The 12,926-nt window shown below is 33.6% G+C and carries 11 protein-coding genes and 3 pseudogenes; 11 read left to right on the forward strand and 3 right to left on the reverse strand.

Features of this window, described 5'->3' with window-relative positions:
- The first annotated feature begins 659 nt into the window (after positions 1–659).
- From NLJ82_RS05730 to NLJ82_RS05765, 8 genes and pseudogenes are all read left to right on the forward strand, one after another.
- A complete protein-coding gene (locus NLJ82_RS05730) occupies positions 660–1,262 on the forward strand; it encodes a hypothetical protein (RefSeq protein ID WP_000382053.1) in 603 nt (200 codons plus the stop codon).
- 164 nt (positions 1,263–1,426) lie between these two features.
- Positions 1,427–2,182 carry an Imm26 family immunity protein gene (locus tag NLJ82_RS05735; RefSeq protein WP_000446714.1) on the forward strand — a complete coding sequence of 252 codons (756 nt, stop codon included), beginning with the start codon at positions 1,427–1,429 and terminating at the stop codon, positions 2,180–2,182.
- Positions 2,183–2,225: 43 nt separating this feature from the next.
- A complete protein-coding gene (locus tag NLJ82_RS05740; protein WP_001037220.1) occupies positions 2,226–2,876 on the forward strand; it encodes a hypothetical protein in 651 nt (216 codons plus the stop codon).
- A 139-nt stretch (positions 2,877–3,015) separates the two neighbouring features.
- Entirely contained in the window at positions 3,016–3,942 is a 927-nt protein-coding gene (locus NLJ82_RS05745; RefSeq protein WP_000919186.1) for a hypothetical protein, read from the forward strand.
- Positions 3,943–4,266: 324 nt separating this feature from the next.
- Positions 4,267–4,725 (forward strand): hypothetical protein, encoded by a 459-nt coding sequence (locus tag NLJ82_RS05750; protein WP_002027198.1) that lies wholly within the window; start codon positions 4,267–4,269, stop codon positions 4,723–4,725.
- A pseudogene (locus NLJ82_RS28880) lies at positions 4,726–5,109 on the forward strand (hypothetical protein); the annotation flags it as partial. It abuts the gene before it with no gap.
- A 329-nt stretch (positions 5,110–5,438) separates the two neighbouring features.
- On the forward strand, positions 5,439–6,311 hold the full coding sequence (locus NLJ82_RS05760; RefSeq protein ID WP_000070889.1) for an Rpn family recombination-promoting nuclease/putative transposase: 873 nt from the start codon (positions 5,439–5,441) through the stop codon (positions 6,309–6,311).
- A 437-nt stretch (positions 6,312–6,748) separates the two neighbouring features.
- A pseudogene (locus NLJ82_RS05765) lies at positions 6,749–7,099 on the forward strand (YxiH-YxzG fusion protein); the annotation flags it as partial.
- Positions 7,100–7,148: 49 nt separating this feature from the next.
- Here the strand turns inward: NLJ82_RS05765 and NLJ82_RS05770 are convergent.
- Positions 7,149–7,694 (reverse strand): TetR/AcrR family transcriptional regulator, encoded by a 546-nt coding sequence (locus tag NLJ82_RS05770; RefSeq protein ID WP_000411001.1) that lies wholly within the window; start codon positions 7,692–7,694, stop codon positions 7,149–7,151.
- 169 nt (positions 7,695–7,863) lie between these two features.
- On the opposite strand from NLJ82_RS05770, the gene NLJ82_RS05775 reads away from it, so the two are divergent.
- Positions 7,864–8,781, forward strand: a complete 918-nt coding sequence (locus tag NLJ82_RS05775; RefSeq protein ID WP_000301541.1) for an alpha/beta hydrolase — start codon at positions 7,864–7,866, stop codon at positions 8,779–8,781.
- 146 nt (positions 8,782–8,927) lie between these two features.
- Entirely contained in the window at positions 8,928–10,034 is a 1,107-nt protein-coding gene (locus NLJ82_RS05780; protein WP_000793759.1) for a metallophosphoesterase, read from the forward strand.
- Between the two features lie 41 nt (positions 10,035–10,075).
- On the opposite strand, the pseudogene NLJ82_RS05785 reads toward NLJ82_RS05780, so the two are convergent.
- Positions 10,076–10,428: pseudogene (locus NLJ82_RS05785) on the reverse strand (DUF5412 family protein).
- A gap of 358 nt (positions 10,429–10,786) precedes the next feature.
- Between NLJ82_RS05785 and NLJ82_RS05790 the strand changes: the two are divergent.
- The gene (locus tag NLJ82_RS05790; protein WP_000587041.1) at positions 10,787–11,764 is read left to right on the forward strand and encodes an HD domain-containing protein; all 978 of its coding nucleotides are present in this window, start codon (positions 10,787–10,789) and stop codon (positions 11,762–11,764) included.
- 40 nt (positions 11,765–11,804) lie between these two features.
- On the opposite strand, the gene NLJ82_RS05795 is transcribed toward NLJ82_RS05790, so the two are convergent.
- Positions 11,805–12,923 (reverse strand): anti-sigma factor, encoded by a 1,119-nt coding sequence (locus NLJ82_RS05795; RefSeq protein WP_000501923.1) that lies wholly within the window; start codon positions 12,921–12,923, stop codon positions 11,805–11,807.
- Positions 12,924–12,926 lie beyond the last annotated feature (3 nt).

Here is a 12,926-nt window from a genome sequence, read left to right on the forward strand (position 1 = left end):
ATAAAGTAGGAGAGATATATGGAAGACATTTTTTTTATGGTACTATGTTTTTTTATAGCCTGTGGAATTATAATTTTTGGAATTATAATAGATAAAGAAACTTTTAAAAAGCAGCGTGTTAACTCACTGTTATTTTCTTTATTAACACCATTCCCAATCGTACTGTCTTTCAGTTTTTATTTGTTTAAGATATTTTCAATCGGTGTAGGAGTAGCTATATTATATTCGATCTTTTATGATGTATATAGTTATTTTGGATTATAACTTAGTGTGTAAGTACTTGAGAGGTTAAGGAGAAAATAATTATTGATGATAATATAAGAATTTAAAAAGAAAGAAGAGCTGAAATGCAGTGTCCCCTGTCAAGTAGACAGGGAGCACTGCAAACTTTTAAGCTCTTCCTTTTTTATATGTTATAAATTAGGATATTCTTTAGAAGTGCTCTATACGGCTGAATGTACATCACAGTTTACGATAATATTCAATTATATATAATTGAAATAAGATCTTTATAAAACAGTATGCATCTAATTTTTAAATGGGGTATTTTTGGGGGAATACATTGTACAACGTGAATATATCGCTTTTTCCTTAAAAGGAGCTTGAAAATAAGTGGGATAACAGTAATCAGCTATACGAACGAGCTAGAAGGAGAAACCATGGACACATACATCGAAATACACAAGCCTGCAACGGAAAAAAACGAATATTTTCTAGTGTTGGATGAACATGATAATTTTGAAAATGATAAAATCCTGAATTTGTTATCAAAAATTAATAGATATATAGTTGATGTTGATACAAGCATGGAACAATTTATGAAAACAATGATGTCGAAATTTCATTTATATATTTTAGTGAATTGTGAAGGGATTCAAGAGGAATTAACAAAGGTGCAAAATTACATTTGGGAAAAAGAATTAAAAGAGTTAAACTGGAAAAAGTCGATTGTGAAGAGCACAATTTTAATAAACCAGTATGATCCTGCAACTGATATTTTCGATGTGATTTCTCCTGTATGTATGGAAGGGAGCCTCATGTTCCTTTTCTCTGAAAAAGAAGTAAACGATAATGAGTTAGAGAGTATCATAAAACATATAAATTTTGATCGGACAAGAGTATATTTCAATAAAGAAACAATTGAACTGGCGGGGGAAATGGGGTATATAGTAGGGCATTTTGAAGATGAGTATTATGTAGTATCTTTACGTTCGGAAAAGCAAGTATTTGTTTGTTATGCGGAAGAACGTATTATGGATTAGAATGAAGCCGCAAAACATGAAGTTTCTACATTGAGAATGAAAATGCACCTGAATTTTTGGGTGCATTTTTTACAACCTTTATGTGTAGAATCAATGAGAGGATTTTATTATTAGAAGAAAATAGTTTCAATGAAAAACAGTTAGAGTGTTATAGGAGAGAATAAATGGAATCAGTACTATTCAATGAATTAAATTATACGTTACAAATCGGGAGAATTCGTATGTTTATACCGGATTTTAGTTCAAAAGAATATATCATTTTTGAGGATTTAGCCGGGCTTTTAGATTTAGAGACAAATTATGATGCAATGGTTTTTATACGAAATCAAGTTAAAGAAGCGGGAATAAAAGGTAAAGTCCGTTTTGATTCAGAGAGCGATTGTGTAGAGATATATTCAACAAATGGAAAGAAAATGTTACAAGTTGCGATTTTGGTGAATAAGCTTATAGACGAAGAATTTACATTTGAGAATAAAAGAGAGTATGAACAGTTCATTGAATCTTGGAAACGACCTAAAAAGCAAAAATGGAAAGTTGGGGATGTATTTTCTATCTCTTTACCAAATGAAACATATTTTTTCGGACAAATTGTTGAATTGATGGAAGACGTGTTTCCTTTATGTGTTATATTCGATTTGCATTTGAAAACAGTGCCTACTAAAGAGGATATTGATAATGCTAACATTTTAACAGCATTGATGCTTAATGGAATGGTATTTGACGATTATACTCTTAAGGTTATTTTTGATATGGAAATAATGGGAGAAATCAATGAAAACACTAGGAGAAATCCAGTTCGAAATGTGACTTGGTCTACTTCTCATTTAATAGATTTCTGCATGGAATACAAGTTAGAAAAGAAACAAAAGTTTGTAGAAGAGATATCCGCTAATAAAAATTTTGTAATTGAGTATAACTGAAGGATAACAACTGTTATCCGTATTATAAAGTGGAGGCAAATATATGAATAAATTAGGGTTTAGAGTTATTCACGGGGAAGAGGGATATAGCCATTATTTTGGTGGAGAAACTTGGAAAGTTCCTATATATCCGCAATGTAATGAACAAGTGCATCAAATATTTACCTTTGATTTGAATGATTCTAGATTAGAGGAACTTAAGACAGAAGAATTAAGAGAGTTGCCATTAATCACTTGCTTAAATTGTTCCTTATATGAAGATATACAAAATTTCAAAATAAATATAATGGAAAGTTCTATACATACCATTACTCAAAGTGAGATGTTTGATTGGAAGTATGAATTAATTGATAAGATACCAGTTCCTTTGCCAAAATATGATATGAAATTAGTAACGATGGAGAATTATGATGTCCCTTGTGATGAAGATGAAAATGACCAAGCTTTAGATGCTATGGGAAGAGATTATATTTGTAGAATAGTTGGAGCGCCCCTATACATAGAAGATTCTATAGAGGCAACGTGTCCTTGTTGCTCGAAAAGTATGAACTATGTGGCTATGTTGACCGGAGAAGATTATGGGAATGAAGGGGGACTTACAGGAGGAATAACGTTTCAAATAGGAGAGAGTTTTTTATATTTCTATCTATGTAAAGAATGTTTAATCATACAAACTTCCATGCAGAGCACTTAAGTTTGTTCCGCGGTCTGAACGGTTTATTTGAATGAGAAGAGAGAGCGCACCATTTATAAATGTAGAAAAAGAATAAGTGATAATAGAACTTTTATCAATGGTTTGAGTTACGTTAGGATGTATAAAAGAGGTGGTATCAATGTTAAAACGAGAGCCTTCAAAGCTCGTAATAGAGGGGAATCAATTTTATATACCTTGGGTGTATTGTGTCATACAGGATAACTGTATTGTTGTGGATTCTAAATCTCGAAAGTTACAGTTTAAAATTGTATGTCCAACATATAAGACTTTAGTAGAAGATGATTATTTAGATATATATTTAAATAAGTACCCTGATTTTATTCATAAGGAACAAAGTTATTACTATAGAGAGTTTAATTTTCAAGAATCGGAATTTAATATAGAGGGAGAAACTTTTACGGTCCTTAATGGAAACATTCGAATTAGTTATTTATCAATAAGGACTTTTTCTATAGAAATGGAATTAGAATTAAAAGCGAGTAATGGTTTAAGAACAATGGCTACTTTATATTTATATCCCCTTATTAAGGAATCAGTAACGAGTGAGAGAAATATGTACTTTAGTAATCTTATTCCTAAAATAGTGAAAGAGGCAGGATCGCCGGTGGGTTCAATTAATGGAAAACCGATAGAGGAGCTAAGTCTTGAAGATTTTTCTTTTTCATCCATTTGGGAATGGGACTTAGAAAATGAAAGTTTTGAGTACCAAGATGAATCTTGGATTAGACCATCAACTGTTAAGAGTATATTTGAATTAGATAATACGGATGTCTTTATAAAAGCAGACTTATTATTAGAGGACGATGATAGTTTATACAAATGTATTTTAAATATAGATGTAGACCAAATAGCGCAGACTTTTTTTGTTATAGAAGGGGCTGCATTTATAAATGAAGAGTATATCGATTTGAGAGATTTTTTATTCAATCCAAAAGTAAATATACAAAAGATAGTTTTTTATATTCAAGATCAAACATTTGAAAAGATGAGTCCAATAAATTATAGAAAGCAACAATGGGATTTAACATTTTCTTGGAGTAAGTAAGGTGAAGTATATAAAATTATAATGGAGGATAAGCGTCAAACTTATTAGAATTAATGGAGTTTGACGCTTATTTTTTATGTTTAGAATCAATGAGAGGGTTTTTTATCTATATGAAAGATATCGTATGCAAAGAGTTCATCAGTTTTAAGTCTATTGTTGAAGCTTATCAATTTAGAAAAAATGAACGTGGACTATAAACAAAATATAATTTTATTAGTACAAGATCATCAGGATCGCCCTTGTATTATTTATTTGGATAAAAATAATGGGAGTATAAGTAATATTAATTTAAATGTGGATATAGATGTTGAATCTGTGATATGTATGCAGCGAATCGGAGAGAGATGGCTATTTATATTTAATTATGAAGATAAGAATGCAGTTATTTATAATCCAGACGGAAGTGAATATGTTGAGTTTTATGCCGGAGAAGAAATTACAATAGAGTTATTTAATAGTGAAGAAATAGAAGAAGGACAGGTTGGATACAGTATTACCGATAATGGGGAAAGTTTAATGAGTAATGAAGAAGGATCTTGGCAAGAAAGTTGGATTGTAATTGGCTTAGATTCATATATAGGAGATCCTATTTTTGTAGATACTAAAGATATAGGGTGTGCAGTGTACACTGCTGAACATGGAGAGGGAATGTGGACTCCCGTGCTTGTAGCAGAAAGTATAGAAAAGGTAATTCAAGTGGTTAAGGAGAAAAAATTGCTGAAGAAGGTGATTCAAAAGGTCATTAAAAATGCTCTTTTGGAGACACCTTCTTTCTTTATCTAGACAGATGGCTCGCAAACGTATCGCTTTGATTATGACGATCAAGGAAATGTTCGTACGTACACAGCTGGAAATGGTTCAGGTTCTACTTTTAACTATGACCATGCGAACAAAATTAAAGATGTAGTAGTAGGTACATCAAATAGTATTCTACTTTCTGAACGATATGAATATGATCAAGCAGGTAATTGCACGAAGATTAAACATGAAGGTACGGGCGGAAAAGTAACAGAAACAAACTTTGTATATGACCCGATTAACCAACTATTAAATGAAGCACTACCAAACGGAACAACTAAATTATACACATATGATGGATTTGGAAACCGTACGAGAGTGAAAGTTGTAGAGAATGGAAAAGAAACAAAATCTATAGAGGCAACATTCTAATAAGTTTTACTTCATATATGTCGCTCTTGGGTTACAAAATTAATATAGTGATATTCGTTTTTTTAGGAATTAGTTTGTTTTTAGCTGGTATTTTTGAAAAAGAAAAGTAAAGTCGATTCGGTGTATTTCAAAATCTAAACAAATAGTTTGATTTTGGGATACACTTTTTAATTTTGAATAACTTATTACTTCTATAATCTGATTTTTTATTGTATGTTGCTATAAACAGGCTCTTATATATTTACATAAGAACCCGTTTGCATGTGTATCACTGTTTTATGTACAATAAAAGAAAAGCATCTTATGAGATGGGGAGAGGAAAACCCATGTCCAATCAACAATTAGTAAATTTACGAATTGATTTCGCTTTTAAACAATTATTTGGTACAAGTGGAAATGAAGACATTCTAATTGCTTTTTTAAACGCAATGTTACGAGATTCTTTAAAATCGCCAATTGTTGCGTTACAATTAGAAGATCCACATTTGCATCGAGAACATGAAGAAGATAAATTATCGATATTAGATATTTTAGTTACATTAGATACAGGTACGAAAGTAAATATTGAAATTCAGTTGAATAATGCTCACAACATGATTAAGCGCAGTTTGTATTACTGGGGAAGGTTATACACATCCCAACTTCAAAAGGGAATGCCGTATAGTTCTCTTCGGAAAACCATCACGATTAATTTGTTGAATTTCGTTATGTTTCCTGAATATGAAGCATTCCATACAATAGGAATCCTATGGAATCAACAGCAACAGAAAGTATTGAGTGATGATATTGAAGTTCATATTGTAGAGTTTCCCAAACTTATGCAACAGTGGCGGAATGAACAAGTAAATCCCTGGGAAGATTCATTTGTTCGTTGGTTATTATTACTCCCAGCGAATGAAGATGAACAATTAACCCAAACATTGGAGGATATTGCAATGAACCAAGATCCGATTTTACAAAAAGCAATGAATAAATGGGAACGTATGAGTCAAGATTCTTCTTTTCGACAAGCGTATGAAGCAAGGGAAAAAGCTCTGATGGATGAGGCAGCAAAGTATGCACATGCCCGTAAGGAAGGGATTGAAGAGGGGAAAATACAACTCATTCGTGGTATGAGTAAAAATGGAATGTTGATAGAAGATATTGCAAAGTTTACAAATTTACGCATAGAAGAAATACGAAACATTTTACAAGTCTAAAAGAGTTATGAAAATAAGGGATGTAAAAGTGTTGATTTAACGACATTTTTACATCCCTCTTTACGAAAGTGAAAGATCTTGTCAACGGTGTAGAACGCACGAAGACATTAGCATTTGAAAAACGACACATGAAACAAACATCTCAAGAACCAATAGAACAACTCAATACTTCTAATTTTACACAACAATTCCCCGCTAATTCATTTACACTCTATGATGACAAATAGCATTGGAGCAATATATTCCTATAGGGGAGTGTAAAACATCTTTTTTAGTAAAAAGGGATATTTATATGAAGAAAAAACTAGAGATATTGAAAAAAAACTAAAAGAATTTTAACCTGGGACAGCAGAGGAAATGAATGGTGAAAATTAAATGAAAAATAATTTGTAGAAAGAAGAGCTGATATCGGCTTTTCTTTTTTATAAATATCTTATATAGCTGATTGTTATGCAATAAATGTGCTAGATGGAGACGTTTGGCTCTATTATTCAGAATTTCCTTTAGTTCAAATGAAAGATAAAAAATTTCATATGTCTTGGAATGAAATAAATGTAATTAAGGAAATACGGTCGGAAAGTTTTGCGGTTGCTCAGGACAAAGTAGTATTTATTACGCAAGATAAAAAGTTGGTTGTTTATGATTTAAATAATAATCATGTGCATGATGTGAATCTTCGTAATGAACTAGGAGAACCGATTCAATTTGTTGCTTATTATAGCCGCGGATCTGTTATGTATTTTCAGATGGATGATAGGCTGTATTATGTTGATACAATCAATATATGAGATGATAACAAAGCGCACTCAACAATCTGGGTGCGCTTTTTCATAACCGTTATATATTCCTCCTCATCAACTCCCCAACTTGCGTCGCAACAAACGCAACATCACTATCAATTTCGTCTAACACGTAAGATTCCAAAATGCCCATTACAGCCGTTCCTAAAAATTTTAAAAGGATGTGTTTATCGATGTTGTTATTTATTGATGTGTTTGTGTTTAACTTTTTCTCTATTTCATCCATGATGAAAGTTAATAACTTTTTTTGAAACGATAATGTGCTGTTACTTTTAAATAACGCCGCGAAAAATGGTTTGTGTTCTTTGAAGTATTCAAACCATATGATCGTTCCTTCTATAAACCCTTTGTTTTGTTTCTCATAGCATATTTCTTTTAATTGGTCTAAATGATCGTCCACAATTTTATCTAATAAATTGTACTTATCTAGATAGTGTAAGTAAAAAGTTTTTCGCCCGATGTTTGCTTTTTCGGTAATGTTTTTTACTGTAATTTCGTCGAAACCATCTGTAATTAACATTTCTATAAATGCCGATTGAATGGCGTTTTGTGATTTTATAATTCTTCGATCGATTTTCTCCATATGGTGTTCCTCCGTTGTTGATACACATATTTCGTTATGTGTGTATTATCACCCAAATGTGTAAATGTGGTCATTGAAACAAGATTCTACTCATTTTATTATAAATATACACGTGAGTAATAACTCTCACAAGTGTAATATTAAATATGAGATAAGGGTGGTTTTATATATGGCAGTTACGAAGGAAAATGTACGATTTTATGCAAGAGGTTTACAAGTTGCAGGTATTTTGAACATTCCTGAAGGTGCTGAGGAAAAGAAACAAAATCCAGCGATTGTTTGTGTGCATCCAGGTAGTAGCTGTAAAGATCAAACAGCAGGATTGTATGCGGAAAGGTTAGCAGAACAAGGGTATGTAACACTTGCGTTTGATGCATCGTATCAAGGGGAAAGTGAAGGTGCACCGAGATATATGGAAGAGCCAGCTGCGCGAGTTGAGGATATTCGCTCAGCAGTAGATTATGTAACGACTCTACCTTATATAGATGAAGAACGTATCGGTGTGTTAGGTGTTTGTGCAGGCGGTGGTTATGCGGTAAATGCTGCGATGACAGAGCGCCGTATTAAAGCGGTTGGTACAGTTGTTGGTGCAAATATCGGTCGTTTAAATCGTGAGTCTAACCCGATTGGTGTGTTAGAGGCAATTAGTAAACAACGTACTGCTGAAGCACGCGGAGCAGAGGTAATGATTACAAATTGGATTCCTAAAAATCAGGAAGAGTTAGCGGCAGCAGGTATGACAGATATAGATATTGTAGAAGCAGTTGAGTATTACACAACGCCGCGAGGTCAAAGTGTGAACTCGCCAAATAAGTTAAACTTTACGAGTATGGGATCGGTAATTGGTTTTGATGCGTTCCATTTAGCAGATGCGTTATTAACGCAGCCACTGCAAATTATTGTCGGCAGTAAACAAGGTGCATTCGGTTCTTATAAAGATGGTCATGAGCTTTATGAGAAAGCAGCATCAGAGAAAAAAGACTTACTTGTTGTGGAAGGTGCGAGTCACTACGATTTATATGACCAACCAGAACCAGTAAAAATTGCAGTTGAAAAATTAACAAGCTTCTATAACGAAAATCTGTAAAAGTAATTTTGTTTTGAATTGCACCTCTAATTGTTAGGTTTGCATCTAGCAATTAGAGGTCTTTATTGTGAAGATTGCTGTGCTTAATATTTACGCTATAAGTGCATAACAAGATATAATAGAAGAAATGAATAAGGAGGCTAGTTGTGAAGAATCTTCGTTATCTCAATATATTTACGATATTAATTATATACACACTACTTATGCTCTACATCGGCTGGAACGGATGGGTTTGGCTTCATGCGGTATTTGGCTGGGAGTCTTGGGGATATTACGCTTTCGTTGTTGGCTTCATTTCCTATGCGTACATTCTCGTGCAAGTGTTTAAGTTTTTGCCTTTCCTACGAACGATAGGTTCGATTTGGTTTGCGGTTATACAATACGCGCTTATGTTATTGCCGTTAGCTAATATTACAGTCTTTCTTTTACAGTTTGTAGTAGAGAAAGAAGCGGCAATTATTTGGACAGGGGCAGCTGTGTTAGCTGCATTTATTTTTATCTTTGCGTACGGAGTATTTAATGCATATAGCCCGGTAGTAAGAAAGTATGAGGTGCACATTCCGAAAAAAGTAGAGGGACGTAAAAGCTTACGGATTGCGATGGCTTCTGATATGCATTTCGGTAAATTATCTGGCGTTTCGCATTTGAAAAGGCTTGTTCGTCATGTAAATGAAATGGAGCCTGATATTATTTTACTGCCAGGTGATATTATCGATGATCATCCAGGTGTGTTCATTCAAAAAAATATGGGACATATTATGAAACAAATGACAGCGCCACTAGGCGTATATGGTGTGTTAGGAAATCACGAATATTACGGACGAGCAGTTCCAGAATTCCTGCAAGAGATGGATAAGATCGATATTCGCATTTTATTAGATGAAGTAATTACAATTGAAGATCAGTTTTATCTCGTTGGAAGAAGAGATAAAACTGAGCGAGATCGCCAAAGTTTTGAAAATCTAATGAGTACAGTAGATAAAACGATGCCAGTTATCGCAATGGATCATCAACCATTCGAGTTAAAACAAGCAGCGGATGCTGGCGTAGATTTACTATTATCCGGTCACACGCACCGCGGACAAATGGCACCAAACCATATTGTAACGAGAAGAATGTACGAACTAGACTGGGGCTACGCACAAAAAGGTGCATTTCACGCAATTGTTTCTTCAGGCTTCGGATTTTGGGGACCACCGCTTAGACTTGGAAGTAGGTCGGAGATTGTACAGGTGGAAGTTACGTTTGAATAGTAGGATAGAGGGCCAGCTAATAACAGTTGGTCCTTTTTTCTTTAGTTTTTTCTAAAATCATATGTGTCCGTTTCTACATTTAATTTATGTTTATTAATCATCAATGTATGATCGTCTAACCATTTGACGGTTGCAGTTTCTTCACGATAATTCCAGTATATATTTTTCTTGTTCATAAACTTTTTATTATTTGTTACAAGCTCTCCTCTTATAGCATAGCTAGTTGTTGCTCCGCCATTATGCCTGTATATATGTAACGATACGTTTTATTTGGGGAGTGTATGGATTGAATCTTTTCACCGCCTGAAAGCCCAGATAAAGTGAAGAATTTCCAATATCCTAAACTAATTAATACAATAATGATTAATAGAATGGTAAAGAAAATCTTTTTCATGTTTCCCCTCTTTCCCTTAATAGCTATATATGTATTAAATCAAAAAAGAATGAAACTAACAATATTATCCTTTTTGAACTAGAATATGTATGTTCCTATTTTTAACGTCCTGTTCACGATGTAAACGAATCCTTTCTCGTGCTTGATTTGAATGAGGTTCTTTATTTTTTCAATAAAAAAAGGCTCCAGATAAGGAGCGCTCAATAAAAACAAATGAATTAAAACAAATAACAGACATGTATAATATACAACATTAGTAATTTAATATCAATATATTAAGATTTATTATTTATTTTGGTGTCAATTTCATAAAAGAGGTACGATTATAAGACGAGGTTGAAATAAAGGGGGATTACAATTGATCATATCAGATGTGCTATACGGAGAATTTGAAGTGGATCCAGTAGTAGAAGAATTAATTGTAAGTAAGTCTGTGCAAAGGTTAAAAGGTATTCATCAAACTGGCGCAAGCTATTTAATAAATGAGGAATGGAATGTAACGCGCTTTGATCATTCAGTTGGCGTTATGTTGTTAATTAAGAAACTCGGTGGCTCAGTAGAGGAACAAATTGCTGGTTTACTGCACGACGTATCGCATACTGCTTTTTCTCATGTGATTGATTATGTTTTTGATAACAAAAATGAAAGTTATCATGAAGAAATATTTAGTGCTGTTGTGAAAAATTCAGAAATTCCAGCGATTCTTGCGAAGTATGGCTATAACTATGAAGAGATTTTGTTAGATGATTCGAAGTGGACGTTACTGGAAAGGTCAGCGCCAGAATTATGCGCAGATCGAGTGGATTATACGTTACGAGATATGTATACATATGGGTATATTTCTTTAGAAGAGGTTCATAGATTTTTAGAGGATATTATCGCAGTAGAGGGGAGAATGGTCCTTCAAAATATCGAAATAGCTGAATGGTTTACAGAAACGTATTACAAAGAAGTCATCGATTTCTTTATGCAACCAATGAATATTTATGGAAATGACATGTTAGCAAAAACGCTAAAGTTAGCTCTACACAAAAAGGTTATTCATGCAGATGATTTTCTTCTTGAAGATGATGAGCTAATTTCGAAATTGCAGCAATGTAGTGATCCAGAAGTACATGCTTTAGTAAGCAAAGTTCATCCGAATGTAAAGGTAAAAGAAGATAAAAACGATTATGATTTGTATCAGAAAAATAAAGTACGTCTTATTGATCCACCGTTACTTTGTGAGGGGGAAGTCGTTCCATCGTCTGTTGTGTCAGAAAACATAAGAGAGATGAGTGATAGCGCTTATGAAAAAGCGGTGAGAGGGATGTATGTGAAAGTGATTTCGGATTAAAAAGGAGAGCATCACTCCTAGATGCTCTCCTTTTCCCACATCACTGATCAAACCAATTCCAAACCTCAATATCTCCAAGAGTCGCATAACGTACGTGAGGTGAGTTTTGTAATTTTAACAATTCTTTCGACGGTCCGGTAATGACGATCCCGTATACTTTTACACCGTTCTCTTTTACATACTCATAACGCTTATCTAAGTTCAGCTCTTTTTCAGAAGTCTGAGTAGTTTTACTTACAGTTTCTTTATGCTCAGAAAGAATACGCATCATTTCGATTACTTCATCTTCTTTTGTCTTCGGTCGTTTTGCTTCATTATCAGGGAGATTTATATGTTCTGAAAATCCGATAACCTCTCCGCCATGTAGAATGAAATCTTCTTCATCTATTCTTTCTTGCCCTGTGTCTAAAGCGTACCATATAGGAGTGGGCGGTATTTCTTGTGCTTCAAATGTGCTATATAGAATGGATGCTAATTCTTGTAAAGTGTAAGGTTTGTCAAAAGATATCGCTACTTCTGCAACGGTGCCCTCATGTATCTTTCCGAGTGTACTCCAAACTTTTTTAGAGATTTCTTTCAAATGATCATCTTGCTTTATTTTTGGATGAACAAAGGAAAGTTTGTTGGAATAGGGTTTATTTGCCCATGATTGATTTGTGTCAGTTACAGATGATAAGAAGCTACGCGTTGTTACTGTACCAATTGGCATTTCTTTTTTACCGACCGTTTTAACTAAATTCATTTCAATTTCTGTACGGAAAAAGGGTTTAATCTTTGTACTGCCTCCAGTGGAACGACTATTTGGAATTGTTGCTTCTAGTGCGAGTGCTGGGATTTCATCTACTTCGACTAACTTTTTCATATTATAGAAGTAAAGAGAAGACGAAAAATGGTCGACAAAATAGATTGCAATACAAACGGCAAGGACAAAACTAACGGTTTGCCAACGTTGTTTCCATTTTATTTTCCAAAACGGAACTTTCAGGTTTTGTGGTGGTAGTTTTTTCTTTATTGTTTCACTTTTTGAAAGCAATTGATCTAAGTAAGCCTCGCATTCTTCACATGTCTCAATATGACTTTCTAACAGTTTCTGTTCATCATGCATGAGCGTTCCGTTTTCGTACTTCTCCCATAGTTTTTTAAATTCTGTACAACCCATCCG

The sequence above is a fragment of the Bacillus paranthracis genome (assembly GCF_024296885.1).
Lineage (GTDB): Bacteria > Bacillota > Bacilli > Bacillales > Bacillaceae_G > Bacillus_A > Bacillus_A paranthracis.